Origin of the sequence: Modestobacter sp. VKM Ac-2978 (genome assembly GCF_026968025.1) — a bacterium.
Lineage (GTDB): Bacteria > Actinomycetota > Actinomycetes > Mycobacteriales > Geodermatophilaceae > Modestobacter.
Genome location: NZ_JAPVBP010000002.1, coordinates 410,644 through 436,924 on the forward strand (window position 1 = coordinate 410,644; position 26,281 = coordinate 436,924).

Here is a 26,281-nt window from a genome sequence, read left to right on the forward strand (position 1 = left end):
CAAGCTCGCGGCGGGACCCTGCACGTAGGGCGTCGCTCAGCCGCGGAGGAACAGGTAGATCGACACCCCGACGCCGAAGGCCACGATGAACACGCGCAGCGGGGTGGTCGGGATGCGGGTCGCCACCCTCGCCCCGAGGTACCCGCCGAGCAGGGCGGCCGGCGCGCAGACGGCGACGTAGGCCCACTCCACCGGGCCCCAGATGCCGAAGACCACGACGGTGACCGACGCGGTGACCAGCGAGATCGCGCTCTTCATCGCGTTGGCCAGCTTGAGCCGGCCCAGGCCCAGCCCGAGGACGCCGACCAGGATCACGCCCAGCGCGCCGCCGAAGTAGCCGCCGTAGACGGTGGCCAGGAACAGCGCCACGTACAACCACGCCGGGTCGGCGTGGGCGACGCCCTCCTCCTGCTTCTTGAGCCGCTTGGTGATCATCGTCTGGAAGGCCAGCAGGATGCTGGCGAGGAACACCAGCAGCGGGACGACGGTGTCGAAGGCCTCGGTCGGCGTCGTCAGCAGCAGCACCGATCCCACCGTGCCGCCCAGCACCGCGACCACCGAGAACCGGATCATCCGGGCCCGCTGGCCGCCGTACTCCTTGCGGAAGCCGAGCACCCCGCCGATGTACCCGGGCCACTGGGCCACCGAGTTGGTGACGTTGGCCGCGACCGTCCCCAGCCCCAGGCCGACCAGCACGGGGAAGAGGATCAGCGACCCGCCGCCGGCGATCGAGTTGATGCCGCCGGCCAGGAGGGCGACCCCTGCGGCGATGAGGAGGTCGACAGGGGACACGGCCGCGGAGCCTACTGTCCGGCCCATGAGGGACGACGTGCGCGCACTGGGCATGGCGGCGGGGATGACCGCGAGCGGGGTCTTCCACCTGGTCCGCCCGCAGGCCTACGACTGGATGATCCCGCCGGAGCTGGGCGCGCCGCGTCCGTGGGTGCTCGGCAGCGGGGTGGTCGAGCTGGTCACCGCCGGGTTGCTGGCCGTGCCGGCCACGCGGCGGGCCGGTGGCTGGGCGGCGGTGGGGCTGCTGGTCGGTGTCCTGCCCGCACACGCGCAGACGCTGCGCGCGTTCCGGCGCCAGCCGGGGAAGCTGGCCGTCGCGGTGGGGCGGATCCCCTTCCAGGTCCCGATGCTCACCGCCGCGCTGAAGGTCGCCCGCGGCCGCCGCTGAGCAACGCCGGGATGGCCTCGTGGCCCCGACCCGAGCTGGGGGGCCCCGTCAGCGGCCGCGGACCGGCGGCGGCTCGGGGTCGGTGAGCCGCGGCCCGTCCATCAGGCTGCCGGCCTGCTTGACCCGGCGCAGCACCGTGGAGGTCTCCAGGGTGCGCACCGGCAGCGCGCCGACCCGGTCGGTGAGGAACCGGTAGAGGTGGGCGGTGTCCCGGCAGGTCACCGACACCATCAGGTTCGCCGGGCCGGTGACGACCGCGGTGAAGCCGGTCTCCGGTGCCCGGGCCAGGGACTCGCCGACGTGCGCGAGGTCCTTCGGGGCGACCCCGAGCCACAGCAGCGCGCTGACCGGGTGGCCGAGCAGCTCGGTGGCGATCTCCAGGTCGAAGTAGAGGGCGCCGGCCGACCGCAGGGCCTCCACCCGCCGGGCCACCCGGCTCTCCGACCAGCCGGTGACCCCGGCGAGCTCGGCGTAGCTGAGCCGGCCGTCCGTGGCCAGCGCGGCCAACAGCAGCTCGTCCTCCGGGTCGAGGGCGACGGGGGTCGGGGTGGTCCGGGCCGAGTCGGAGCCGAGCGCGGCGATCTGCTCCTCGCTGAGCGGGTCGTCGAAGTCCGTCCACTCGTAGGCGCCGCCGACGTAGGAGTGCAGCACCGAGAACGCGGCCAGGTCGATGACCTGGACGGTGCGGGGCAGCCGGTCCAGCAGCAGGGCGTCGCGCTGGCGGGTCGTGCGGGGCCGGGTGGAGCAGGTGATCTCGGCGCCGCCGGCGGTCAGGCTCACCCACGAGACGTCGGGACGGCGGGCCAGGGCGTCGGCGACGGCGCCCGCGGCGGCCGGCTGCACCCGCATCCGGATGTGCCAGCTGGGCTCGCTGGCCTCGGGGGTGGTCAGCCCGAGCACCCGCACCACGCCATCGGCCCGCAGCCGCCGCCACCGGCGGGCCACGGTCTGCTCGGAGACGCCCAGGACGGCGCTGATGCGACTGAACGGCGCCCGGCCGTCGACCTGCATGGCGTGCACGATCTGGCGGTCCACGGCGTCGAGCACGGTCGCCATCCTGCACCACGGACCTGTGGATGGAGGATCCCGTCACCGGCGGGCTCCTGGCGTGGGTCCCGTCGGTGGACCGTTGCACAGTGGGAGCATGCGCAAGTGGCTGCCGCTGGTCGCGATCTGCACCGGCACGTTCATGCTCCTCATCGACGTCACGATCGTGAACGTCGCCCTGCCCGACATGGCCACCGACCTGGACACCAGCTTCGGCCAGCTGCAGTGGGTGGTCGACGTCTACGCGCTCGCGTTGGCCGCCCTGGTGCTGGGCGCCGGGTCGCTCGCCGACCTGTACGGCCGGCGCCGGGTCTACCTGGTCGGCCTGGTGCTCTTCGCCGTGGCGTCGCTGGCCTGCGGGCTCGCCCCCAGCGCTGAGCTGCTGATCGGGGCGCGGGCGGTGCAGGGCATCGGGGCGGCGGCCATGCTGGCCACCACCATCGCGCTGATCAACACCAGCTACGAGGGGCGCGACCGCGGGACCGCCTTCGGCATCTGGGGGGCCGTGGTCGGGGCGGCCGCGGCCCTGGGCCCGATCCTGGGCGGCGCGCTCACCGAGCTGGACTGGCGGTGGATCTTCTTCGTCAACCTGCCGATCAGCGTGTTCGGTGTCGTGCTGACCCTCGTCGCGGTACAGGAGACGCGCCAGCCGAACGCCCCGCGGCCCGACGTCCCCGGCATCGTGCTGTTCACCCTCGGCGCCTCGGGGATCGTCTTCGGTCTGGTGCGCGCCGCCGCCGACGGGTGGAGCGCCCCGGTCGCCTGGGGCCCGCTGGCCGCCGGCGTCGTCGTGCTGGCCGCCTGGGTGCGCGTCGAGCGCGGTCGCCCGGCGCCGATGCTCGACGTCCGGCTGTTCGGCAACCGCTCCTTCACCGGGATCATGCTCGGCGCGCTGCTGCTGAACGCCGCGGCGTTCAGCGGCAGCCTCTACATCTCGCTGTGGCTGCAGTCGGTGCTCGGGCTCTCGCCGTTGCAGGCCGGGCTGGTGTTCATCCCGCTCTCGGCGTTCAGCTTCGTCGTGGCCGCCTTCTCCGGTCGCTGGCTCCAGACGCTGCCCCCGCGGTTCGTGGTCGGTGGCGGGCTGGTCGTCATCGGCGTCGCCGCGCTGCTGATGGCGTTCGTGCAGGCCGACTCCTCGTGGCGGGTCCTGGTCCCGGGGCTGGCCGTGCTGGGCATCGGGGTCGGGGTGGCCAACCCGACGCTGGCGTCCTCGGCGCTGGCCGCGGTGCCGCGCGAGCGCAGCGGGATGGCCTCCGGTGCGGTGAACACCGCACGGCAGCTCGGTTTCGCCCTCGGCGTGGCGGTGCTCGGCAGCGTCTTCACCGCGCAGGCGGCCGGCGTGCTGCGGGAGGCCGGTGCAGCCGACCCCGCGGACACCGCCTCGGCGCTGACCGCCGGCCAGGCCGGTCAGCTCGTCGACGCTGCGCCCGCCGCGGACCGGGCCGGGCTCGCCGACCTGCTGGGCAGCGCCTACGCCAGCGGGCTGCGGGAGGTCTTCCTGGTCAGTGGCGGCGCCGGCATCGTGGGCGGGCTGTTGGTGCTGTGGCTGGTGCGCGCCCCGGCCCCGAGCCAGGGCGGGCCGCGGCCGGCGGAGTCGGAGACCGCCCCGGCGCGTTGAGCGGGCAGACTCCGGGCATGGCCACCGCTCCCGCCCCGTTCCCCGACGACTGGCAGCGTGCCCTCGTCGTCGCCGCCCACCCCGACGACATCGAGTACGGCCCGGCGGCGGCGGTCGCGGTGTGGACGGCGGCGGGCAAGGAGGTGCACTACCTGCTGGCCACCCGCGGGGAGGCGGGCATCGCCGGGTTGTCCCCGGCCGAGGCCGGCCCGCTGCGCGAGGAGGAGGAGCGCCGGTCGGCCGCCGTCGTCGGCGTCTCGGAGGTGGAGTTCCTCGACCACTCCGACGGCGTGCTCGTCGCCGACCTGCAGCTGCGCCAGGACCTCGCCGGGGCGCTGCGCAGGCACCGGCCCGACCTGGTCGTGGTCATGCACGGTGGGGACACCTGGACCCCGCCGGAGGTCACCCCCGGCGCGCTGAACTCCGCCGACCACCGGGCGCTGACCCGGTCGCTGCTGGACGCCGTCGCCGACGCGGGCAACGAGTGGATCTTCCCCGACCTGACCGAGACGCCGTGGTCGGGCGTGCAGTACGTCGCCGTGCACGCGGTCGGGTACCCGCCGCCGCACGTGGTCGACGTCAGCGCCGGCGTCGAGACCGCCGTCGCCTCCCTCGTCGAGCACCGCCGCTACCTGGAGGCGCTGTCCGACGACCCGGTCGAGGAGCAGGCCCGCCGCCAGGTCGACATGGCGACCCTGACCGAGGACGGCGGCCGGCAGGTCGGCTTCCGCCTCTACTGGGGCTGAACCGCCGGGGTAGGCTGCCGGCACGACGGACGAGTCGGCTGGGCGGTCGCGTCGGTGGGGGAGACCCTGCCGCCGAGGAACGTCCGGGCTCCACAGGGCAGGGTGGTCGCCAACAGCGACCCGGGGTGACCCGCGGGACAGTGCCACAGAGAACAGACCGCCAGTGCGTGCACTGGTAAGGGTGAAACGGCGGTGTAAGAGACCACCGCACACCGGGTGACCGGTGTGGCTCGGTAAACCCCACCCGGAGCAAGGTCGAAAAGGGACGGCGGTCCGCCGCCGTCCTGCGCAGGCGTTCGAGGGCTGCCCGCCCGAGCCTGCGGGTGGACCGCTCGAGCCTGTCGGCAACGGCAGGCCTAGATGGATGGCCGCTCATCGGGACGCCGTGAGGCGCCCGGGGACAGAACCCGGCGTACAGGTCGACTCGTCCGTCGCCTCACCGCTCGGCGGTACCGCCGACCTCGGCGACGATCGCCCGGAACGTGGTGGTGTCGACCTCGTCGTCCACGGTGACCCGCACGATGTCGGTGATCTGCTGGCTGGACGCCGTCCGGCAGGCGCTCACCCGGGCCGCGGCGATCAACTTCAGCTGCTGGAGGCGGGCGGTGGGCTGGGGGACCGGGGGAAGTCGGTTCGGGCGCATGGACGGACGGTAGGCAGACCGTCCAGCCGATCCCGGCAGGTTGCGGCACCGTGTCGTCTCGCGGCAGTCCCGGGCGTCCCACCGGCCCGCACGACCACCACCAGCACCACGCCGACGGCGTCAGCCGAGCAGCTCGAGGATGCTCTGCGGCGTCTGGTTGGCCTGTGCCAGCATCGCCGTCCCGGCTTGGCTGAGCACCTGGTTGCGGGCGAGCACGGTCATCTCCGCGGCTACCCGAAGGGCGTCCTCAGGCCTGGACGACGGTGGGCAGCTCGCCCCGCACGGCCAGCCAGCGCTCCAGCTCGGCGGCCGGCAGCGGCGGCGAGTGGAGGTACCCCTGGCTCTCGTCGCAGTCCAGTGCGCGCAGGTGGAGCAACGTCGCCGGGTCCTCGACGCCCTCGGCGACCACCCGCAGCCCCAGCTGGTGGGCCAGCCGGACCGTGCTGGCCACGATGGCGGCGGCCCGGGTGTCGGTGAGCAGGTCGGCGGTGAAGGAACGGTCCAGCTTGAGCTCGCCCACCGGGAGCTGGTGCAGGTAGGTGAGCGAGGCGTACCCGGTGCCGAAGTCGTCGATGCTCACCGTGGTGCCCAGGTCGGCGAGCGCACCCACCACCGCCAGGCTGCGGTCGGGGTCGCTGAGCAGCACCGTCTCGGTCACCTCGAGCACCAGCCTCGACGGCGGCAGGTCGTGCATCGCGAGCAGGTCGGCCACCCGCTGCGGGAGCCCGGTGTCGAGCAGGTTGCTCGCGGACAGGTTCACCGAGACCCGCAGGTCCCGGCCCTGCCGTCGCCAGAGGGCGGCCTGCGCCACCGCCTGGCTGAGCACCTCGTCGGTGATCGCGCCCATCAGCCCGTGCACCTCCGCCAGCGGGAGGAACTCCGCCGGCCCCAGCAGACCCCGGACCGGGTGCGCCCAGCGCAGCAGTGCCTCCACCCCGATGGTGCGCCGGGCGGCGATGTCGACCTGCGGCTGGTGGTACAGCACCAGCTCCCCGGCGACCAGCGCCTGGCGCAGCTCCTCCACCATGGCGAGTCGCCCGCTGCTGTCGACGTGTCGGACCGGGTCGTAGAGGACGACGGTCGCGCCCGAACGCTTGGCGTCGTACATCGCAGCGTCGGCCTGCCGGAGCAACGACGCCCGGGTCGCGCTCCCGGTGCCCCGGGTGGGACTGCCTGCGTCCCGGTGGGTGACCCCGATGCTGGCCCCCACGTGCAGGGTCAACCCGCCGACCTCGAAGGGCTCAGCGAACTGGGCGTCCATGTCGGTGCCGAGCCGGACGGCCCGGTCGGCGGGAGAACGGTGGCCGTCGGCCCGCACCACGACGGCGAACTCGTCGCCACCCAGCCGGCCGAGCAGCTCACCGGCGCCCAGGGCCGTCCGCAGCCGCTCGGCCACGAGCCGGAGCAGGTCGTCGCCGGCCGAGTGGCCGAGGCCGTCGTTGACCTCCTTGAACTTGTCCAGGTCCACCAGGGCGAGCACCACCGGCTCGCCGTTGCCGCACAGCTCCTCCACCCGGCGGAGCACCGCCCGGCGGTTCGCCAGCCCGGTCAGCTCGTCGGTGAGCGCCTCGCGGCGGCTCACCGCCAGCTGGGCCAGCTCGCGGACGTTCACCAGCAGCCGGATGCTGGCCCCGGTGGCGGCCGCCGCCGCACACCAGGTGGCGACGGCGGACGAGTCGCTGACCGCACCGGTCACCAGGATCGCGGTGGAGGCGGCGATCACGACGAACGCCCCGACGGTGGAGGCGGCCGGGTCGGTCGGCTGCGGATCCGAGGGGGCCGGTCGCAGGACCGCCGCCAGGACCAGGCACAGCAGGCCGACCACGGGAGCCAGGGCGGGCCAGGCGGTGCTCGAGCTCCCGGCGGTCGTCATGGCCACCCCGGACAACGGCGCGATGAACGCGGCCAGGACCAGCCAGGTCCGGGGATCGCGGCCCATCGCCCCGAGGAAGACCATCGACAGCGCGGTCCCCGCGAGCACGAACAGCGCGGCGTCCTGGGCCAGCAGCGACTGCAGCTGCCACCACGGCAGGGTGCTCAGCCGGCTGCCGGTTCGGTCCAGGACGACGTCCAGCAGCGCGACCACCGCCAGCACCGCCGCCGAGCCGTTGAGCACGTCGTTCGGGTCGGCCAGGCTGGTGCTGTACCGGTTCCAGCGGACCAGTCCCGCATAGGCGACGGGGAAGGCCGCGACGGGCGCCCACGCCGCGGGGAGAGCAGCGACGGCGGCCGGGGACCCGAGCAGGCCGAGCACCCCGGAGGTGATGACCCCCAGGGCCGTAAGCAGGGTCGCCAGCGCCAGCCGGGTCCACAGCTCGCGTTCGTGCCGGACCCGATGGGCACGCCAGACCACGGCCGCACAGACGCCGACGTGCAGCGCGACCGAGCCGACCAGAGCTGGTCCTGCGCTCGCCAGGGACGGTGCGCCGGGGGAGACCATGCCGACGGCCGTCACGGGGCTGGCGGTGGCCACGACGGCCAGGGCCCAGCGCGGGGCTCCCGGCAGGAGCCACGGACGCGGACCGGCGGGCATGTACGGGTGATCGGGTCCGGAGGCCGTGCGGTGAAGCCCTCCGGTGGTAGTTCACCCGTTGGAGCACGGTCCGCAGGACGGGTGCGCCACCATGGGCGCCGTGGACGGGTTCGTGCACGGGGCCGCGATCGCAGTCGGCGGCGTGCTGCTCAGCTGGGTGCTGCTCATCGTGCTGGCCCGCACGCTCCCGCCGGGCACCGCCCGAGAGCTCGCCCGGTTCCTCCCCGCGTGTGCCACCGCTCTCCGGCGACTCCGCAGTCACCCCGCGGTGCCTCGCCGGGCGAAGGTGGCGCTGGTGCTGGCCGGGCTGTGGGTGCTCTCACCGATCGACCTGATCCCGGAGTTCCTGCCGGTGATCGGTCCCCTGGACGACGTCGTGGTGGTGGCGCTGGCCTTGCGCTATGCCGCCCGCCGCGTGCCCCGGCACGTGCTGCTGGAGGCCTGGCCGGGTGACCGCCGCATCATCGAGCGGCTGCTGGGTCCGGCCGCTGCGGCGGACCCGGCCTGATCCCGGGTCGGGCGCTCCTGCGGTCAGGGGAGCGCCCGACCCCTCGGGTCAGCGGGGCTGGGCGGGGTTCGTCGGGACGCCCTGGGACGGCGGGTTGACCGGCGGCCCGGTGGTCGCCTCGGACACCGGTGACCCAGCGGACGGCGCCGGGGCCTGCTCGGGCTGGACGGCGCCCGGGTCGCCCCCGGAGGGCTGGTCGCCGGACTGCAGCTCGCTGAGCCGGTGGTTCATCGCGGAGACGACCTGCACCCGGTTGGCGTGCGACTTCTCGTAGGCCAGCACGGTCTGCAGGCCGTCGGCGTCCAGGGTGCGGATGCGGGAGGTGAGGCTCCCCACGGGCAGGTGGTCGTAGTCGGGCAACGGGAGGCTGTCGCGCTCGGACATCCCGGCTCCTTCCTGTTGTGCTTCTGGGCCCTCCTGCAGGTTCCCGCCGCGAGCCGGCGAGTGGTGGGGGGCAGGAGGGTCCTTCTGCTACCCGGGCGGCGTGGGCTGACACACCGCGTGTGAGACGGCGGGAGCGGTGGGTAGGCCGCGACGACGAACGCATCGGGGTCGAGAGCAGGCCCCGTCGCACACGTCGACCACACGAAGGAGCCCCCGTCCCATGGACGTGACCTTCCTGGAACAGGTGTTCAGCGCGCCCGGCCCGTACGCCACGGTCTGCGCCGATGTCACCCACACCACCGAGAACGCCGACGCCGAGGTCGAACTGCGAGTCCGCGCGGTCTGCGAGGAACTGGCCGCCGACGGCGCACCCGAGGGGGTGGTCGAGTCGGTGCGCAGCCAGCTCCTGCAGGCCAACGACGGTGGTGAGATCGCCACCCTGCGCGGCCGCGCCCTGATCGTGGCCGCCGACGGCTCCGTGGTGCTGGACGAGGCGCTGGCCGACGTCCCGCGCGACCCGGTCGCCCACTGGTCGCCCCACCCGGACCTGCTGCCGGTGCTGCGCCAGCTCGCCGGCCGGGTGCCACACGTCGTCGTGGTCGCCGACCGCGTCGGTGCCGACGTCTCCGTGGCCACCGTCCCCGGTCGCCCCACCGACGAGGACACCATCGAGGGCGACACCTTCCACATGCGCAAGGTGAAGGTGGGCGGCTGGGCGCACAACACCTACATGCACACCGCGGAGAACCAGTGGGAGGAGAACGCCGGCCAGGTGGCCGACCACCTCCACCAGCTGGTCACCCGGACCGGCGCCCGCTTCGTGCTCGTCGCCGGCGACGTGCGGGCGCGTCAGCTGCTCGCCGACAAGGCCAGCAAGGAGGTCGGCGACGTGCTGGTCTCGATGGAGGAGGGTGGCCGCGCCGCCGGGGCCGACCGTGCGCCGGTCCAGCTCCGAGCGCTGGAGCTCGTCGCCGAGCACGAGGCCCACGGGCAGGCGCAGGCGGTCGAGCAGGTCCAGGCGGCGTCGGCCCACGGGCTGGCCGTCACCGGCACCGCGCAGGTCGTCGAGGCCCTGCGGAAGGCCCAGGTCGAGACCCTGGTCATCGCCGACCAGGTCGACGACGAGCAGCTGCTGGTCGGCACCGACCCGTTGCAGATCGGCGTGGACGACGCGGACATGACCGCCCTCGGGGTCTCCGGCGCCGAGCGCATCCCGGCCGACCAGGCGCTGCTGCGTGCCGCCGTCGCCAGCGACGCGGCGGTCGTCGTCGTCCCGCGGACGGCGATGCCCGAGGGCGTCCCGGTGGCCGCCGTCCTCCGCTACACCGACGCCTCCACCCCCAGCTGACCCCAGGGTCACCCGCATCCCCGGCCGCACCGCGGCCGATCGAACACCAGGAGGACCCCATGACCGATCCCCACCAGCCCGGCACCGCCCCCGGCACCGACCCGGCCGACCTCGAGCAGCGGGCCGCGATCGCCGAGGCGCTCGGCAAGGAGGTCTGGCCGGCCGACAAGGACGCGCTCGTGGCCAAGGCCCGGGAGTCCCAGGCCCCCGACAGGGTGCTCGCCTCGCTGAACCGGCTGCCGGCCGGCAAGGAGTTCGGCAACGTCCAGGAGGTCGCTGAGGCCCTCGGGATTCACACCGAGCAACAGCGCTTCTGATCGGCAGGCATCGGCTCGGGGGACGTGGGTAGGGCAGCACCATGCCCTCCATGAAGGACCCGTCCCCCGAGGCGATCGCCAACGTCACCGAGCACAACGTCGAGACCCGGGCGCAGTTGCTGCCCGAGGAGCAGGCCGTCGAGGGCGACACCGACCCCACCAACGAGGGCCTGGACCCCAAGGTGCAGGCCGCAGTCATCCTCGCCGAGTCCGAGGAGCGCACCGTGCACGCCGACCCCGACGACGCACAGGGCGGGCACCGGCAGTCCGCCGAGACCGCCGACCTGCCCTAGGCGGGGGGCCGCTCAGCCCGCGGAACGGGGCGGGGCGGTGCTCTCCCGGACGACGAGCCGGGTCGACAGCTCCAGCCGCGGGGTCTCCAGGTGCTCGCCCCGCACCAACCGCAGGACGGTGCGGGCGGCGAGCGCCCCCATCTCCGACAGCGGCTGGTGCACGGTGGTCAGGGGCGGTGAGGACCACTGCGCCACGGGCAGGTCGTCGAAGCCGATCACGCTGACGTCCTCGGGCACCCGCAGACCCGCGCGACGGACCGCCTCGAACACCCCGAAGGCCATCTGGTCGTTCGCGGCCACGATGGCGGTGGGGGGCTCGGGCAGCTGCAGCAGCTCGGTGGCCGCCCGGAAACCGGCCTCGTGGCTGAAGTCGCCGACGAGGAGCAGGGCGGGATCGACGGTGAGACCGGCCGCCTCGAGCGCGGCGCGGTGACCGTCCTGGCGCGCCCGGCTGCACAGCAGGGTGGGTGTGCCGGCCACGACGCCGATCCGGCGGTGGCCCAGGCCGATCAGGTGCTCGGTGGCGGTGAGCCCGCCGGCCCAGTTGGTCGCACCGATCGTCGGCACGTCCAGTTCCGGGACCCCGGCCGGGTCGATCACCACGGCCGGCACGTGCAGCCGGCGCAGCTCCGCGTGCAGCGACGGGTCGACGTCGCTGGTCACCAGGATCGCGCCGTCGCTGTTGCGCCCGGCGAGGTTGTCCAGCCACGAGCGGGTGTCGCTGGCCCGCCGGTGGATCGCGGTGACGACCGTGCCCACGCCCTCGGCGTGGGCAGCGTCCTCGACGCCACGGATGATCTCGACCGCCCAGGGGCTGTCGAGGTCGTTGAAGACCAGGTCGATCAGCCGGGCGGCGGTGGTGGGCCGGCTCCCGCGACGTCGGTAACCGTGGTCGCGCAGCAGTCGCTCGACCCGCTCCCGGGTGTGCGGGGCGACGTCCGAACGGCCGTTGAGGACGCGGGAGACCGTGGGCACGGACACCCCCGCCTCGGCCGCGATGGCCGCGATGGTGACCGTGCGCGTCTCGGTGTCGGACACGGACCCCTCCTCCTCGTCGAAGGGCTCACCCTACGGCGCCCCGGTGCGCCCGCCGGGCCCGACCGGCTGACGACGGGACACGCCGAGGACCTGTTGTCACGACGCCCGGTCGTTCGTAACGTGCCGCGCAGCAGTTCCGGAAGTTCCCGGTATGGCAATGACGCCGACGAGAGGTTGCGCCATGCGCTCCCAGCAGTCCCTGTCCCGAACGTTCGTCCGGTGCGCGGTGGGGGTGGGCATGCTGCCCGTCCTCCTCGGCGCCACCCTCGCCCCGGCAGCAGCCGGGGAGCGTGGTCGAGCCCCCGACCACGCGGTGGAGCAACGGGTCCACAAGGCCCTGGACCGGCTCGGCCTGCGCGACGTGGCGCCGCCGGACCTGGAGATCGGCACCGCCGTCGCCGGGGGCGGGCACCACCTCGAGCAGGACTACCCCGACCCGTTCACCTACGACGAGGAGTACCGCGAGGCGCTGGCGCGCGAGTTCAGCTCGCTGTCGCCGGAGAACCAGATGAAGTGGGAGTTCATCCACCCCGAGCAGGGCCAGTACAACTTCGGCCCCATGGACGCGATCGTCGAGTTCGCCGAGCGTCACGGGCAGGTCGTGCGCGGCCACACCCTGCTGTGGCACAGCCAGAACCCGGCGTGGCTGCAGGAGGGTGACTTCACCCCCGAGGAGCTGCGCGCGATCCTCAAGGACCACATCCAGACCGTGGTCGGCCGCTACGCGGGCAAGATCCAGCAGTGGGACGTCGCCAACGAGATCTTCACCGACGGCGAGGACCCGACCTTCCGGCCGGAGAACATCTGGATCAGCGAGCTCGGCCCGGGCATCGTCGCCGACGCCTTCCGCTGGGCGCACGAGGCCGACCCGACGGCGGAGCTGTTCCTCAACGACTACGCCGTCGACGACATCGGGCCCAAGAGCGACGCCTACTACGCCCTGTCGCAGGAGCTCCTCGCCCAGGGCGTGCCGCTGCACGGCTTCGCCACCCAGGCGCACCTGAGCTTCGAGTACCCGTTCCCGGCCACCCTGGAGCAGAACCTGCAGCGCTTCGACGACCTCGGGCTGGAGACGGCGATCACCGAGCTCGACGTCCGCATGCCGCTCGGGGAGGACGGCCGACCCACGAAGGAGCAGCTGAGCCAGCAGGCGGACTGGTACCGCTGGGCGCTGGAGGCCTGTGTCGGTGTCGAGGGCTGCAACTCCTTCACCATCTGGGGCTTCAACGACAAGTACTCCTGGGTGCCGGTCTTCTTCGAGGGCACCGGCGCGGCCAACGTGATGTTCGAGGACTACACGCGCAAGCCCGCCTACTGGGCGCTGGCCGTGACCCTCGCCAAGGCCCGCTGGCTGGGCGTGCGGTGACCGACGGGATCGCCTGACCCCGGTGGGGAGCCCGGTGACTGGCCGGGCTCCCCACCGGGTAGCCGTCCGAGGTCGACCGTCCCGACGACCGAGGAGAACGGCCATGCCGAAGACCACGAAGAGCGGCGACGCGAAGCAGGACGAGATCCCCAGCACCCTGCAGCGCTCGGACGAGAAGGCGCAGCGGACCTTCGCCAAGGCGCACGACTCCGCCGCCGACTCCTACGGCGACGAGCAGCGGGCCAACCAGGTCGCCTGGAGCGCGGTGAAGCACACGCACGAGAAGGTGGGCGACCACTGGGAGCCCAAGGACCACAAGGGGCCGAGTGACCCCCAGGCCGAGGGCGGCCGGGACACCGACCGGGAGACCAAGGGCGGGGTGGACGCGAACGCCTCCAAGTCCCACCTCTACGACGTCGCCAAGGAGCTGGACGTGGAGGGCCGGTCGACGATGGACAAGGACGAGCTGGTCGACGCGATCCAGAAGGCGAACGACCGGAAGACCGCCGAGGCACGCCGGAAGTGACCCAGCGACACTGACCGGGTGCACCGGGAGGAGATCAGGGCCCGCTACGAGCGGGCCAGCCAGTGGCCGCTGGTCGTGGTGGCCGTGCTGTTCGTCGTGGCCTACGCCTGGCGGGTGCTGCAACCCGGCTTCCCGGGCTGGGTGCAGACGGTCCTGCTGGTGGTGACCGTCGGGGTCTGGCCGGTGTTCCTGGCCGACTACGTCATCCGGCTGGTGCTGGCCGAGCACCGGTGGCGGTTCGTCCGGCAGAACTGGCTGGACGGCCTGGCGGTGCTCCTGCCGCTGCTGCGCCCACTGCGGATCATCAGCCTCGTCCGCGTCGCCCGGGTGCTCGACCGCTCGCTCACCGTCTCGCTGCACGGACGGGTCGCCTACTACGTCACCTCGATCTCCGCCCTCGTCGTCTTCATGGCCTCCCTGGCCGTCTACGACGCCGAGCGGGACGCCCCCGACGCCGTCATCACCGACTACGGGGACGCCGTCTGGTGGGGGCTGACCACGATCACCACCGTCGGCTACGGCGACGAGTACCCGGTCACCGGTGAGGGGCGGCTGGTGGCGGCCCTGCTGATGGTCGGCGGCATCGCCCTGCTCGGTGTGGTCACCGCCGCGGTCGCCTCCTGGTTCGTCGGCCGGGTCGCCGACGCCGCCCAGGCCCAGGACGAGGCGGACGACGCCGTGTTGCGTGCGCAGCTGGCCGACCTGACCGAGGAGGTCCGCCGGCTGCGCAGCGACCTCGCCGGGCAGCCCCTCGGTGAGCTCAGGCCGACGGGATCAGGATCAGCTCGGTCTGCCGCTGGTCCAGGTACTCCACGCCCGCAGCCGTGAGCGCGATGCCCTGCTCCAGGGCCATCCGCACCAGCTGACCGCCCCACTCCGCGACCGGCACGCGCACACACAGCTCCAGCGCGTAGACGGTGTCCGGGTGCACCGGCGCCGAACCCGCGCCGGGGACGCCGTCCTGCTGGTCCCACATCCCGATGGCCGGGCCGGCGCCGTGACCGTGCACCCCGACCGGGTGGGAGTAGACGTCGCCGTCGATGCCGGCCGCGGCCGCGGCGGCGCGGGCGGCGGCGAGCACCTCGTCGCCGGTCCGGCCCGGCTGCAGTGCGGCGGTCGTCAGGTCCTGCATCCGGTTGCCGACGCCCAGCGCAGCGACCAGCCCGGCCGGGGCGGCGCCCTCCCCGGGGCGCAGCACGTAGGCGTTGCGCTGGGTGTCGGTCATCAGGCCCAGGCTGGAGAGCCCGACGTCGCAGTGCACCAGGTCACCGGGTTCGATGACCGCGTCGTAGCGGACGCCGGGCAGCACGGTGCCGCGCTCGTCGGCGAGCGGGCTGCCGGCCCGCTGCAGCCCCACGGTGGGCTGGAACCAGGCGTCCACCCCGAGGTCGGCGAAGCGCTGGCGGATCCACCAGGCGACGTCGAGCGCCGTCGTCTCGCCCACGGTGATGACGGCCGGTGAGAACGCCTCGTCGATGACCTCGTGGGCCAGCCGGTTCAGGGCGTGCAGCGCGGCGATCTCCTCGGGCAGCCGGGTCTCCAGCCAGCCCACCGCGAGCTGCTCGGCCGAGACCAGCTTCTCCGCGTGCGGGCCCAGCGCCTGCACCAGGAGGTCGTGCTCGGTGTGGGCCAGGCCGTCGGCGTGGGCGAAGGTGGCCGAGACGTCCACGCCGATCGTGCGCGGCGCTGCCTGGTCCACGAAGCGGCGGACGGCGGTCCACTGCGACTCCTCCGCCGTCAGCCCCGGTTGCTCGTCGGCGTCCCAGGAGCTGAGGAACTGACCGACCGGGTACCGGGAGACCGCCGCGGCCGTGACGCCGTCGTCGCTGCGGTGGAACAGCAGGATCGTGCGCCGCCGGGCCGACAGCCAGGTCGCCGGCAGCAGGGTCGGGAGCACCGGGTCCTCGTTGTACTCGCGGCCGACGACCACCCACAGGTCGATCTCCGCGCGGTCCATCAGCCCGGGCAGCACGTCGAGCAGCCGCTGGGTCAGCCAGCGGTCCCGGACGTCGGCCTGCTCGCGCAGCGACAGCGGCACGGTGCGGGTGGGGTCCGGGACGCCCCGGTCTGCGGTCGCGATCATGCTGGCAGGAAAGCAGACCGCCGCCCGGGCCGCCCGGGGACGCTGGGGCGCTGCTCCTGCTCAGGCCATCCCGCCGCCGCCCGGAGCACGCCGTGCGCCACCGGCGACCGGGGGGCGGTGGACGGGCAGGCTGCCGGCCACGACCACCCGGTCCCGGCCGCCCTGCTTGGCCAGGTACATGGCCGCGTCGGCGCGGTCGACCAGCCGCCACAGCGCGTCGGTGGGGTCCTCGCCGTCGACCGGGCCGGCCAGCGCGACCCCGATCGAGGCGGTCACCCCTCGCTGCCGTCCGCACTCGCTGTCCACGACGGCCAACCGGAGCCGCTGCGCCAGCCGCCAGGCCACGTCGGGGTCGGACACCAGCCCGAGCACGACGAGCTCCTCCCCGCCGGTGCGCGCCAACACGTCGGCCGGGCGCACGCTGGCGGCCAGGGCGCCGGACACCTCGCGGAGGACGGCGTCGCCGACCGCGTGGCCGTAGGTGTCGTTCAGCCGCTTGAAGTGGTCCAGGTCCAGGACCAGGGCCGCCACCCGCTGGCCGTCGCGCCGGGCCTGCCGCCAGATGCGTGGCGCCTGGTCGACCAGGGACCGCCGGTTGGCCAGGCCGGTCAGCGGGTCGGTGGAGGACAGCGCCTGGGTCGCCGTCAGGAGGCGCTGCACCCGCCGGCGCAGCACGAAGACGCCGAAGGTGGCGGCGTTGAGCAGCCCGGCGCTGGCCGTCACGGCGACGACGAGGCCGGCGGTGCCCGGGTAGCTGTCGGCCAGGGCGAGCCAGCAGGCCACGACGACGGCGACCATGTGCACCGCGAGCGCGCGGATGCCGAGGAACCAGGCGGCGACGAGGCAGGTGAACAGCAGCATCAGGGGAGGGGCGTAGCGCAGCGGGTCGCCGGTCGCCCAGGCGAACACCACGTAGACCAGGTCCCCGAACAGCACGAGGGCGACGGTCGCGGCCTCACCGGCGCGCCGGTGCACCCCGAGGGCAGCGGCGAGCAGGAGGCAGGCGCCCAGCGTGACGGCGTAGACCGGACGGCTGGCGCCCTCGCGCACCGCTCCGTCGATGAAGAGGTTGATCGAGCCCAGGACCGCGCTCACCGCGAGCAGCACCGCCAGCGCCCCGGCGACCAGGGCGCTCTCCGGCCCCCGGCCGGGACGCAGGGGGTCGAGCGCCGCACGGGTCGACTCCCCGTCGCGCCGTGTGCTGGGCGTGTGGGCCCCCGTCATGGGCAGGAGCATGCCGCAGGTGGCGGCTCAGCAGAACGGGATGGGGCGTGTCATTTCCGGAACCGGTTCTGTTGCTGGGTACAACGACTGACCGACGGCGAGGACGACCAGCGGATGCGAGGCTGGACATGACGAGCCGGACACCACGAGAGGAGCCGACGATGGCGCAGGGACCGTGGTTCTACTGCCTGAAGCACCACGCCGTCGAGACGCGGGACGGCTGTGCCGAGCGGCACCGCCTGGGCCCGTACGACGACCGCGCGGAGGCCGAGGCCGCCCTGGAGAAGGTCGCCGAGCGGAACGAGGCGGCCGACGCCGCCGACCGCGCCTGGGAGGAGGGCCGGGGCTGAGCCGACCCGCGCGGCCGTCCGCGGCCGCGCGGGGCATGATCGTCGGCAGGGGGCGTCCGGAAGGGCGCCCGGAGGATCAGGAGGAGCCGTGACGGACGGACGCGCGATGGAGGACCTCGTCGTCGGCGTGCTCGGTGGCACCGGGCCGCAGGGGCGGGGTCTGGCGGTGCGGCTGGCCGCGGCCGGGCAGCGGGTGCTGCTGGGTTCCCGGGACGCCGCACGCGCCGAGGAGGTCGCCGGCGAGGTGGCCACCCGGGCCGGTGCGGCCGCCGGTGGCGTCGGGGTGTCGGTCCGGGGTGGCTCCAACGCCGACGTCGCGGGGGCCGCGGACCTGGTCATCGTCGCGGTGCCGTACGCCGGGCACGCCGACACCCTCGCCGAGCTGGCGACCCCGCTGGCCGGCAAGGTCGTCGTCGACTGCGTCGTCCCCATGGGCTGGGACGAGCTCGGCGCCTACGTGCTGGACGTGGCGGAGGGCAGCGTGTGCCAGCAGGCCGCCGCCCTGCTGCCGGACAGCTCCGTCGTCGGCGCCTTCCACCACCTCTCGGCCGTGACGCTGGAGGACCTCTCCCAGCCGACGCTCGAGGGCGACGTGATGGTGGTCGGTGATGTCCGGGAGGCCACTGACCTGGTGCAGGCCCTCGCCGGCCGGCTGCCGGGGATGCGCGGGGTCTACGCCGGCCGGCTGCGCAACGCCCGCCAGGTCGAGGCGCTGACGATCAACCTGGTGTCGGTCAACCGCCGCTACAAGGCCCACGCCGGCGTCCGCATCACCGACGTGTGAGGTCGCGCCCCCCGGTGGGGGGCGTGATGTGCAGCGAGGGCGTGTTCCCGGCCGGGAACACGCCCTCGCTGCACATCACCGCTACTCGAAGGAGTGTTCCGGGGCCGGGAACGAGCCGTCGCGGACCTCTTCTGCGTACTCCTGGGCGGCTCGGAGCAGTTCGCCGCGCAGGTCGGCGTACTTCTTCACGAACTTCGGCACCCGCCCGGAGGTCATCCCGGCCATGTCCGGCCAGACGAGCACCTGGGCGTCGCAGTCCGGCCCGGCGCCGATCCCGATCGTCGGGATGGTGAGCTCCTTGGTGACCTGCCCGGCGATCTCGGCCGGCACCATCTCCATGACGACGGCGAACGCGCCGGCGTCCTGCACGGCGTGCGCGTCGGCGAGCAGCTGCTCGGCCCCCGCACCTCGGCCCTGCACCCGGAATCCGCCGAGGGCGTGCTCGCTCTGCGGGGTGAAGCCGATGTGCGCCATCACCGGGATGCCGGCCTCGGTGAGCAGCCGGATCTGCGGCGCCACCCGGACGCCGCCCTCCAGCTTGACCGCCTGCGCCCCGCCCTCCTTCATCATCCGCACCGCGGTGTCGAAGGCCTGCTGCGGGCCGGACTCGTAGCTGCCGAACGGCAGGTCGGCGACGATGAGCGAGCGCTTCGTGGAGCGGGTGACCGCCTTGGTCATCAGCAGCAGGTCATCCACCGTCACCGGCACGGTCGAGGTGTGCCCGAGGACGACGTTGCCCGCGGAGTCACCGACCAGCAGCACCGGGATGCCGGCCTCCTCGAAGACGGCGGCCGCGTAGGTGTCGTAGGCGGTGAGCATCGCCCACTTCTCGCCGCGCTCCTTGGCCTGCTGCAGGTGGTGGACGCGCACCCGGGCGGTGGCGGTGCCGCCGTAGAGGGGGGACTCGGTCATCGGGCCGCTCCTTCGCGGACGCTGGGCAGGCTCTCCCGCCAGCGGTTGGTGATCGGCAGCCGGCGGTCCCGGCCGAACGCCTTGAGCGAGATCTTGGTGCCCGGCGCGGACTGGCGGCGCTTGAACTCGGCCAGGTCGACCAGCCGCAGCACCCGGGCCACCACCTCGGGGTCGTGGCCGCGCTCGAGCAGCTGGGCCAGCCCCAGGTCTCGGTCGACGTAGTCGGCGATGACGGCGTCCAGCTCCTCGTAGGAGGGGAGCGAGTCGCTGTCCTGCTGCCCGGGGGCCAGCTCGGCCGACGGCGGCTTGTCGATGGAGTTCTGCGGGATCGGCTCCACCTGGCCGCGGTCCCGGGCGTGGGCGTTGCGCCACCGCGCGAGGTCCCAGACGAGGGTCTTGGGCACGTCCTTGATCGGGGCGAAGCCACCGGCGGCGTCGCCGTAGAGCGTGGAGTAGCCGACGGCGACCTCGCTCTTGTTGCTGGTGGCCAGGAGCAGGTGGCCGTGCTGGTTGGACAGCCCCATCAGCAGCGTCCCGCGCACCCGGGCCTGGACGTTCTCCGCGGCGACGCCGGACAGCTCCACCGCCTCCTCGAACGCCGTCACGACCGGGGCGATCGGGACGACGGAGTAGTGCATGCCCAGGCGCTCCGCCGAGTCCGCGGCGTCGGCCAGGGAGTGCTCGCTGGACCACCGCGAGGGCAGCCCGACGCCGACCACCCGGTCGGCGCCCAGGGCGTCGACGGCCAGCGCGGCCACCACCGCCGAGTCGATGCCGCCGGACATGCCGAGCACCACCGAGGGCATGCCGTTCTTGTCGATGAAGTCGCGCAGCCCCAGCACCAGGGCCCGCCAGACCTCCTCGCAGTCGCTCAGCGGCTCGGCCACCGTCCCCGGCTGCGCCGGGTAGGCGGCCACCGGCTGCTCGGACACCAGGTGCCGGGTGACCGTCATCGGGCCGATCCGGCCCTCCCGTCGCACCGGGACGGCCGCCGGGTCCACCGTCAGGTCGACGGTGAGCAGGTGCTCGACGAACTGCGGGGCGCGGGCGAGCAGCTCGCCGGCGGCGGAGACGGCCAGCGAGTCGCCGTCGAAGACCAGCTCGTCCTGCCCGCCCACCTGGTTGCAGTAGACGATCGGGGCGTTCGCCTCCGCGGCGCGGCGCTGCACCAGCGGCAGCCGCAGGTCGTCCTTGGCGCGCTCGTAGGGGGAGGCGTTGGGGGAGACGACGAGGTCGACCCCGGCCTGCCCGGCCACCCCGCACGGGCCGCCCTCGACCCAGAGGTCCTCGCAGATCGTCAGCGCGACGTCGACGCCGTGCAGCCGCACGATCGGCAGCTCGGTGCCGGGCACGAAGTAGCGGGCCTCGTCGAAGACGCCGTAGTTGGGCAGGTGGCGCTTGTGGTACCGCGCCACGACCTCCCCGCCGTGCAGCAGCGCCGCGGCGTTGCGCGGGGCACCGCGGCGGGGGTTGGCGTCGCCGGGGGTGTCGTCCGCGTCGGTCGGCATCTCGTCCACCGGGGCGGGGCCGGCTCCCTCGGTGTGCGCCAGGTAGCCGACGACGACGGCGGTGCCGCCCAGGCCCTGCTCGGCCAGCGTGCCGGCCAGCTCGACCAGCGTCTGCTCGCTGGCCCGGGCGAAGGACTCCCGGAGCACCAGGTCCTCGGCCGGGTAGCCGGTCAGCGTCATCTCCGGGAACACCACGAGGTGGGCATCGCGGCCGGCGGCCCGCCGGGTCCACTCGACGACCAGCTCCGCGTTGCCCGCGAGGTCGCCGACCCGGGTGTCGACCTGGGCCAGGGCCACCCGCAACTGCCGCGCCGACTCCGCCGTCCGCTGCTGATCACTCACACCGGAGAGTGTGGTCGCCGCCCCGCCCGGTCGCCCAGGTGGGGACTCCCCGGGTGGCTGTGGTTCACGTCACGTGCGCGGTGGCGTGCGACCGGTCCGGGGCGCCTGTTCCGCCCGGCCCCTCCGAGGGGGCAGGCTGGGGACCACGTAACACCGTTGTCACGACGGGAGTGGAGCATGGCCAGCATGGACCGCCAGCAGGAGTTCGTCCTGCGCACCCTGGAGGAGCGCGACATCCGCTTCGTGCGGCTGTGGTTCACCGACGTCTCCGGCTATCTCAAGGCCGTCGCGGTGGCCCCGGCCGAGATCGAGGCCGCGTTCGCAGAGGGCATCGGCTTCGACGGTTCGGCGATCGAGGGCTTCGCCCGGGTCTACGAGTCCGACATGCTGGCCAAGCCGGACCCGGCCACGTTCCAGGTCATGCCGGGTTCGCGCGGGCAGGCCAGCGAGACCGCGCGGATGTTCTGCGACATCACGCTGCCCGACGGCTCGCCGGCCTGGGCCGACCCGCGGCACGTGCTGCGGCGGGCGCTGGGCAAGGCCGCCGACATGGGGTTCACCTTCTACACCCACCCCGAGATCGAGTTCTTCCTGCTCAAGGACCTGCCCAGCGACGGCACGCCCCCCGAGCCGGCCGACGTCGGCGGCTACTTCGACCTCTCCACGCACAACGTGGCCCACGACTTCCGCCGGGAGGCGGTCTTCGCGCTGGAGGCGATGGGCATCTCGGTGGAGTTCAGCCACCACGAGGTCGCCCCGGGCCAGCAGGAGATCGACCTGCGGTACGCCGACGCGCTGTCGATGGCCGACAACATCATGACGCTGCGGCACGTCGTCCGGGAGGTGGCGCTGGCCCAGGGCGTGCACGCGACCTTCATGCCCAAGCCCTTCACCGAGCTGGCCGGCTCGGCGATGCACACCCACCTGTCGCTGTTCGAGGGCGACCGCAACGCCTTCCACGACCCGGCCGACCCGATGCGGCTGTCGACCACCGGCAAGCAGTTCATCGCCGGGCTGCTCACCCACGCCCGGGAGATGACCGCGGTCACCAACCAGACGGTCAACTCCTACCGGCGGCTGCTGGCCGGCACCGAGGCGCCCACGGCGGCGACCTGGGGCCGGGCGAACCGGTCGGCGCTGGTGCGGCTGCCCTCCTACAAGCCGAACAAGGGCAACTCCGCCCGGGTCGAGGTCCGCTCGCCGGACTCGGCGTGCAACCCGTACCTCACCTTCGCGGTGCTGCTGGCCGCCGGCCTGCGCGGCATCGAGAAGGGCTACGAGCTGCCGCCCGAGGCCGAGGACGACGTCTGGTCGCTGACCGACACCGAGCGGCGGGCGGCCGGGTACGAGGACCTGCCGGTCTCCCTCGGCGAGGCGCTCACCGCGATGCAGGGCAGCGAGCTCGTCGCCGAGACCCTGGGGGAGCACGTCTTCGACTTCTTCCTGCGAAACAAGTGGGAGGAGTTCAACTCCTACCGGCAGAACGTCACCCCCTTCGAGCTCAAGCGCTACCTCCCCGGCCTGTAGAAGGACCCCCTCGCCCCCCAGGCCTCGCGAGCTCGGCCCGGGCCCCTGCGAGGGGGCCGTTCCAGTCCAGACCTGACGGCGCTCACTACGCTGCGAACATGGCCCGTCTGCTCGTCGTCGTCCCCTCCGACACCGACCCGCCGACCCGGCTGGGGGAGTGGTTGCGCGAGGCCGGGCTGGAGCTCGACGAGCGGCGGCTGTCCCGCGGTGAGCCGCTGCCGGCTGACCTGACCGGGTTCGACGGGCTGCTGGTGATGGGCGGCCCGCAGTCGTCGCTGGACGACGAGCAGACCTCACCGGAGCTGGTCGGCGTGCGGCACCTGCTGGCTCAAGCGGTCGCGGCCGACGTCCCGACCCTGGCGATCTGCCTGGGCGCCCAGCTGCTGGCCCAGGTCGGCGGCGGCAGCACCCGGGTCGGCGCCGACGGTCCGGAGGTGGGGGCGACGCTGGTGGCCAAGCGGGACCTCGCCGACGCCGACCCGCTGTTCGCGCCGCTGCCGCTGTCGCCGGACGTGCTCCAGTGGCACCACGACGAGGTCGACCGGCTGCCGGCCGGCGCGACCCTGCTGGCCAGCAACCCGCGGTACCAGCACCAGGCCTACCGGGTCGGGGAGCACGTCTACGGCCTGCAGTTCCACATCGAGACCGACCCGGCGCTGGTGCGGCAGTGGGCCGACGGCGATGCGGTCGGGGTGGCCAGCAGCGGCCTGGACGTCGAGACGATCTGTGCGCGCGCGACCGCCGTGCACCCGGACCTCGCCGAGGTCTGGGCGCCCTTCGCGGCGCGGTTCGCCGACCTGGTGCGCGCTCGCGCCACCACCGGGGGCTGACGGTGGCGGCCGCTCCGCAGCTCGACGACGAGGTGCCCCGCCGCGCCGTCGTCCGGCTGGTGCGCTTCGGCTTCGACGACGGCGCCCGGGTGGCCCGGCTGCTGGCCTCCTCGGCGCTGGGCCTGTGGGACCTGGAGCGCAACGAGCCGGCCGACCCCGAGGCCGCGCCGGTGGTCTCCGCGCTGGCCCGCGCCGGCGACCCGGATCTCGCCGTCCGCTCGCTGGCCCGGCTGGTCGAGGCCCTGGACGCCGCCGACGCCGACGGCGAGCTCGCGGCCGCCCTGCTGGCCCGGCTGCGGGGCTCGTCGACGGTCCGCTCCCGGCTGCTCGCCGTGCTGGGTGCCTCTGCCGGTCTCGCCGACCACCTGGCCGCCCACCCGACGGACTGGGTGGTGCTGGACACCGAGGACCGCACCGCCCGCCCCAGCCCGCAGGAGCTCGAGCAGCAGCTGTTGTTCGCCGTCGGGGCCGACCCGCACGACCCGCCGTGGGGCGTGCGGCTGGGCACCGCCGCGCCCGACGCCGAACCCGCCCGGGTCCGCGACCTCCGGCACGCCCACCTGCGCGCCGTCCTCTCGCTGGCCGGCCGTGACCTCGGCGACGGGCTGCCCGCCGACGAGGTGGCCGCGGAGCTGTCCGACATCGCCGGGGCCGTGCTCACCGCCGGCCTCGCCGTGGCCCTCGCCGAGCAGCCGGCCGACGCCACGCCGTGCCGGCTGGCCGTCATCGCGCTGGGCAAGTGCGGTGGGCGGGAGCTCAACTACGTGAGCGACGTCGACGTGGTCTTCGTGGCCGAGCCCGTCGACGGGGAGGACGACGCCGCGGCGACGGCCAGCGCGGCGCGCGTGGCCAGTGCGCTGATGCGGATCTGCGGGGAGGCCGCCTGGGAGGTGGACGCAGCGCTGCGCCCGGACGGCAAGGCCGGTGCACTGGTGCGCACCGTCGCCGGGCACCGCGCGTACTACGACCAGTGGGCCAGCACCTGGGAGTTCCAGGCCCTGCTCAAGATGCGGCCGGTGGCCGGGGACCCCGGGCTGGGCCGGGAGTACGTGGACGAGATCTGGCCGCTGGTCTGGAAGGCCGGGGACCGCCCCGGCTTCGTCGCGGAGATCCAGGCGATGCGCCGCCGGGTGGAGCAGAACATCCCGGCCGCCCAGGCCGAGCGGCAGCTCAAGCTCGGCCGTGGTGGCCTCCGCGACGTCGAGTTCAGCGTCCAGCTGCTCCAGCTGGTGCACGGGCGGGCCGACGTCTCGCTGCGCGCCGGCGGCACGATCCCCGCGCTGACCGTGCTCGGTGCCGGCGGGTACATCGGGCGGGAGGACGCCGCCACGCTCATCGCCTCCTACCGCTTCCTGCGCACCGTCGAGCACCGGCTGCAGCTGCTGCGGCTGCGGCGCACCCACCTGCTCCCGGTCGCCGGTGACCAGCTGCGCTGGCTGGCCCGCTCGCTGGGCTACAAGCCCGACGACCGCGGTGACTCGGTCGCCGTCCTGCAGGCGGAGCTGGCCCTGCACACCCGGGTGGTGCGCCGGCTGCACGAGAAGCTCTTCTACCGGCCGCTGCTGTCCTCGGTCGCCCGGGTGCCGGGTGAGCAGCTGCAGCTGGGCCCGAAGGCAGCGGGGGAGTGGCTGCGGGCGCTCGGCTTCGCTGACCCCGATGGCGCGCTGCGGCACCTCACCGTGCTCACCGGTGGGCTGAGCCGGTCGGCGTCGATGCAGCGCTACCTGCTGCCGGTGCTGCTGCAGAGCTTCGCCTCCTGCGCCGACCCCGACGCCGGGCTGCTCGCCTACCGCAAGGTCAGCGAGGCGCTGGGCAACGACCAGTGGTTCCTGCGGCTGCTGCGGGACGAGGGGCAGGCCGCCGAGCGGCTGGCCGTGCTGCTGGGCTCCAGCCAGTACGTCGCCGGGCTGCTGACCCGGACGCCGGAGGCGATGCGGATCCTCGCCGACGACGCCCAGCTGGAGCCCCGCAGCGCCGACGCGCTCACCTCGGCGTGGCGGCAGGCGGTGGCCCGGGCCGACAACCCGAGCGCCGGCGTGCAGGTGCTGCGGTCGCTGCGCCGGCAGGAGCTGCTGCGGATCGCCTGCGCCGACCTGCTCGGCCGGCTGGACGTGCTCCGGGTCGGCCAGGCCCTGTATGACGTCGCGGTGGCCACGCTGCGTGCCGGCCTGGACGCCGCTGTGCGCAGCTGGGCGGCCGAGACCGGGCTAGCGGTCGCCGACGTCCCGGTCGACGTCGCGGTCATCGGGATGGGCCGGCTGGGCGGTGCGGAGCTGGGGTACGGCTCGGACGCCGACGTCCTCTTCGTGCACCGGGTCCGCCCGGGTGCGGACGAGGGCCGGGCCACGTCGGCGGCCACCGCCATCGCGCACGCCCTGCGCCGGCTGCTGAGCGAACCCGCCCCCGACCCGGCCTTCGAGGTGGACGCCAACCTGCGTCCCGAGGGCCGGCAGGGCGCGATGTCGCGGAGCCTGAGCGCGTTCGCCGAGTACTACGAGCGCTGGGTCTCCACCTGGGAGGTGCAGGCACTGCTGCGCGCCGAGCCGGTGGCCGGGGACGAGGCGCTGGGCCGGGAGTTCGTGGCGCTGATCGACCGGCTGCGCTACCCGGCCGCCGGGCTCTCGGCCGAGCAGGTGGCCGAGATCCGCCGGGTCAAGGCCCGGGTGGACAGCGAACGGCTGCCCCGCGGCGCCGACCCGGCCACGCACACCAAGCTCGGCCGGGGTGGGCTGGCCGACGTCGAGTGGACCGCGCAGCTGCTCCAGCTCCAGCACGCCGCGACGCACCCGGCGCTGCGGGTCACCGGCACGGTGGCGGCCCTGGAGGCGCTGGGGGAGGCCGGCCTGCTCGACGACGAGCAGCGGGACGCGCTGCGGGCGGCCTGGGAGCTGGCCAGCCGGGCGCGCAACGCGGTCTTCCTGGTCCGCGGCCGGCCGGGTGACCAGCTGCCCCGGCAGGGGCTGGAGCTGAGCGGGGTGGCCCGGGCGTGCGGGTACGGGCCGGAGACCGACGCCGGGCAGTTCCTGGACGAGTACCGGCGGGTCACCCGGCACGCGCGCACGGTCGTGGAGCGCGTCTTCTACGGCCGGACCGAGGACGGCTGAGTCGGTGGACGGCCGCCCGTGCCCGGTCGACGGGGTGGTCGGTTGAGCACGACCGGTCCCGGGCACCATC

General features: G+C 74.2%; 26 protein-coding genes and 1 other RNA gene. 16 read left to right on the plus strand and 11 right to left on the minus strand.

Translation table 11 applies throughout. The features are described from left to right. Positions 1–36: 36 nt before the first annotated feature. On the minus strand, positions 37–792 hold the full coding sequence (locus O2W53_RS05815; protein WP_269162064.1) for a sulfite exporter TauE/SafE family protein: 756 nt from the start codon (positions 790–792) through the stop codon (positions 37–39). A 25-nt stretch (positions 793–817) separates the two neighbouring features. Between O2W53_RS05815 and O2W53_RS05820 the strand changes: the two genes are divergently transcribed. After that, a complete protein-coding gene (locus tag O2W53_RS05820) occupies positions 818–1,180 on the plus strand; it encodes a DoxX family protein (protein ID WP_269162065.1) in 363 nt (120 codons plus the stop codon). Positions 1,181–1,228: 48 nt separating this feature from the next. On the opposite strand, the gene O2W53_RS05825 is transcribed toward O2W53_RS05820, so the two are convergent. Next, positions 1,229–2,227, minus strand: a complete 999-nt coding sequence (locus tag O2W53_RS05825; protein WP_269162066.1) for an Lrp/AsnC family transcriptional regulator — start codon at positions 2,225–2,227, stop codon at positions 1,229–1,231. Positions 2,228–2,324: 97 nt separating this feature from the next. On the opposite strand from O2W53_RS05825, the gene O2W53_RS05830 reads away from it, so the two are divergent. From O2W53_RS05830 to rnpB, 3 genes are all read left to right on the plus strand, one after another. After that, positions 2,325–3,845: an MFS transporter gene (locus O2W53_RS05830; protein ID WP_269162067.1), complete on the plus strand. Its 1,521-nt coding sequence runs from the start codon at positions 2,325–2,327 to the stop codon at positions 3,843–3,845. 17 nt (positions 3,846–3,862) lie between these two features. Next, on the plus strand, positions 3,863–4,591 hold the full coding sequence (locus O2W53_RS05835; protein WP_269162068.1) for a PIG-L deacetylase family protein: 729 nt from the start codon (positions 3,863–3,865) through the stop codon (positions 4,589–4,591). Positions 4,592–4,621: 30 nt separating this feature from the next. Then, positions 4,622–5,022, plus strand: an RNA gene (gene rnpB, locus O2W53_RS05840) — RNase P RNA component class A. A 5-nt stretch (positions 5,023–5,027) separates the two neighbouring features. Here the strand turns inward: rnpB and O2W53_RS05845 are convergent. The 3 genes from O2W53_RS05845 to O2W53_RS05855 all read right to left on the minus strand — a co-directional run bounded on the left by O2W53_RS05845 (position 5,028) and on the right by O2W53_RS05855 (position 7,767). After that, positions 5,028–5,234 (minus strand): hypothetical protein, encoded by a 207-nt coding sequence (locus O2W53_RS05845; protein WP_269162069.1) that lies wholly within the window; start codon positions 5,232–5,234, stop codon positions 5,028–5,030. Positions 5,235–5,354: 120 nt separating this feature from the next. Then, positions 5,355–5,456, minus strand: coding sequence for a flagellin (locus tag O2W53_RS05850; RefSeq protein ID WP_269162070.1), 102 nt, complete (start codon positions 5,454–5,456; stop codon positions 5,355–5,357). Between the two features lie 25 nt (positions 5,457–5,481). Further along, on the minus strand, positions 5,482–7,767 hold the full coding sequence (locus tag O2W53_RS05855) for a putative bifunctional diguanylate cyclase/phosphodiesterase (protein ID WP_269162071.1): 2,286 nt from the start codon (positions 7,765–7,767) through the stop codon (positions 5,482–5,484). A gap of 100 nt (positions 7,768–7,867) precedes the next feature. Here O2W53_RS05855 and O2W53_RS23895 point away from each other — a divergent pair, with 100 nt between their 5' ends. Next, positions 7,868–8,275, plus strand: coding sequence for a YkvA family protein (locus tag O2W53_RS23895; RefSeq protein WP_442928865.1), 408 nt, complete (start codon positions 7,868–7,870; stop codon positions 8,273–8,275). A 48-nt stretch (positions 8,276–8,323) separates the two neighbouring features. Here the strand turns inward: O2W53_RS23895 and O2W53_RS05865 are convergent, their stop codons facing one another. Next, positions 8,324–8,659 (minus strand): hypothetical protein, encoded by a 336-nt coding sequence (locus O2W53_RS05865; RefSeq protein ID WP_269162072.1) that lies wholly within the window; start codon positions 8,657–8,659, stop codon positions 8,324–8,326. A 220-nt stretch (positions 8,660–8,879) separates the two neighbouring features. Here O2W53_RS05865 and O2W53_RS05870 point away from each other — a divergent pair, with 220 nt between their 5' ends. From O2W53_RS05870 to O2W53_RS05880, 3 genes are read left to right on the plus strand one after another with little or no spacing between them, the layout of a single operon-like run. Beyond that, complete coding sequence (locus O2W53_RS05870; RefSeq protein WP_269162073.1) at positions 8,880–10,007, plus strand: baeRF2 domain-containing protein; 1,128 nt, start codon at positions 8,880–8,882, stop codon at positions 10,005–10,007. Positions 10,008–10,066: 59 nt separating this feature from the next. Beyond that, entirely contained in the window at positions 10,067–10,324 is a 258-nt protein-coding gene (locus tag O2W53_RS05875) for a DUF2795 domain-containing protein (RefSeq protein ID WP_269162074.1), read from the plus strand. A 50-nt stretch (positions 10,325–10,374) separates the two neighbouring features. Beyond that, entirely contained in the window at positions 10,375–10,617 is a 243-nt protein-coding gene (locus O2W53_RS05880) for a hypothetical protein (protein WP_269162075.1), read from the plus strand. Between the two features lie 12 nt (positions 10,618–10,629). On the opposite strand, the gene O2W53_RS05885 is transcribed toward O2W53_RS05880, so the two are convergent. Then, positions 10,630–11,655 carry a LacI family DNA-binding transcriptional regulator gene (locus O2W53_RS05885; RefSeq protein ID WP_269162076.1) on the minus strand — a complete coding sequence of 342 codons (1,026 nt, stop codon included), beginning with the start codon at positions 11,653–11,655 and terminating at the stop codon, positions 10,630–10,632. Between the two features lie 181 nt (positions 11,656–11,836). On the opposite strand from O2W53_RS05885, the gene O2W53_RS05890 reads away from it, so the two are divergent. From O2W53_RS05890 to O2W53_RS05900, 3 genes are all read left to right on the plus strand, one after another. Further along, positions 11,837–13,021, plus strand: coding sequence for an endo-1,4-beta-xylanase (locus O2W53_RS05890; protein WP_269162077.1), 1,185 nt, complete (start codon positions 11,837–11,839; stop codon positions 13,019–13,021). A gap of 103 nt (positions 13,022–13,124) precedes the next feature. Next, the gene (locus O2W53_RS05895) at positions 13,125–13,547 is read left to right on the plus strand and encodes a ChaB family protein (protein WP_269162078.1); all 423 of its coding nucleotides are present in this window, start codon (positions 13,125–13,127) and stop codon (positions 13,545–13,547) included. An 18-nt stretch (positions 13,548–13,565) separates the two neighbouring features. Beyond that, positions 13,566–14,375, plus strand: coding sequence for a potassium channel family protein (locus tag O2W53_RS05900; RefSeq protein WP_269162079.1), 810 nt, complete (start codon positions 13,566–13,568; stop codon positions 14,373–14,375). Here the strand turns inward: O2W53_RS05900 and O2W53_RS05905 are convergent. Both O2W53_RS05905 and O2W53_RS05910 read right to left on the minus strand, forming a co-directional pair. Continuing rightward, positions 14,308–15,630 (minus strand): M24 family metallopeptidase, encoded by a 1,323-nt coding sequence (locus tag O2W53_RS05905; RefSeq protein WP_269162080.1) that lies wholly within the window; start codon positions 15,628–15,630, stop codon positions 14,308–14,310. The genes O2W53_RS05900 and O2W53_RS05905 overlap by 68 nt on opposite strands. A gap of 60 nt (positions 15,631–15,690) precedes the next feature. Then, positions 15,691–16,854, minus strand: a complete 1,164-nt coding sequence (locus O2W53_RS05910) for a GGDEF domain-containing protein (protein ID WP_269162081.1) — start codon at positions 16,852–16,854, stop codon at positions 15,691–15,693. Between the two features lie 161 nt (positions 16,855–17,015). Here O2W53_RS05910 and O2W53_RS05915 point away from each other — a divergent pair, with 161 nt between their 5' ends. Continuing rightward, entirely contained in the window at positions 17,016–17,204 is a 189-nt protein-coding gene (locus O2W53_RS05915) for a hypothetical protein (protein ID WP_036334802.1), read from the plus strand. An 88-nt stretch (positions 17,205–17,292) separates the two neighbouring features. Further along, positions 17,293–17,988, plus strand: coding sequence for an NADPH-dependent F420 reductase (gene npdG, locus O2W53_RS05920; RefSeq protein ID WP_269162082.1), 696 nt, complete (start codon positions 17,293–17,295; stop codon positions 17,986–17,988). Positions 17,989–18,069: 81 nt separating this feature from the next. Here npdG and panB read toward each other — a convergent pair whose 3' ends face one another. Continuing rightward, positions 18,070–18,900: a 3-methyl-2-oxobutanoate hydroxymethyltransferase gene (gene panB / locus O2W53_RS05925; RefSeq protein ID WP_269162083.1), complete on the minus strand. Its 831-nt coding sequence runs from the start codon at positions 18,898–18,900 to the stop codon at positions 18,070–18,072. Further along, positions 18,897–20,750 carry an NAD+ synthase gene (locus O2W53_RS05930; RefSeq protein WP_269162084.1) on the minus strand — a complete coding sequence of 618 codons (1,854 nt, stop codon included), beginning with the start codon at positions 20,748–20,750 and terminating at the stop codon, positions 18,897–18,899. Before O2W53_RS05930 ends, panB begins: the two co-directional genes overlap by 4 nt. Positions 20,751–20,927: 177 nt before the next feature. On the opposite strand from O2W53_RS05930, the gene O2W53_RS05935 reads away from it, so the two are divergent. From O2W53_RS05935 to O2W53_RS05945, 3 genes are all read left to right on the plus strand, one after another. Beyond that, a complete protein-coding gene (locus O2W53_RS05935) occupies positions 20,928–22,277 on the plus strand; it encodes a glutamine synthetase family protein (protein WP_231558041.1) in 1,350 nt (449 codons plus the stop codon). Between the two features lie 98 nt (positions 22,278–22,375). Further along, the gene (locus O2W53_RS05940; RefSeq protein ID WP_269162085.1) at positions 22,376–23,107 is read left to right on the plus strand and encodes a type 1 glutamine amidotransferase; all 732 of its coding nucleotides are present in this window, start codon (positions 22,376–22,378) and stop codon (positions 23,105–23,107) included. A gap of 2 nt (positions 23,108–23,109) precedes the next feature. Then, complete coding sequence (locus O2W53_RS05945; protein WP_269162086.1) at positions 23,110–26,211, plus strand: bifunctional [glutamine synthetase] adenylyltransferase/[glutamine synthetase]-adenylyl-L-tyrosine phosphorylase; 3,102 nt, start codon at positions 23,110–23,112, stop codon at positions 26,209–26,211. The last annotated feature ends 70 nt before the right edge of the window (positions 26,212–26,281 follow it).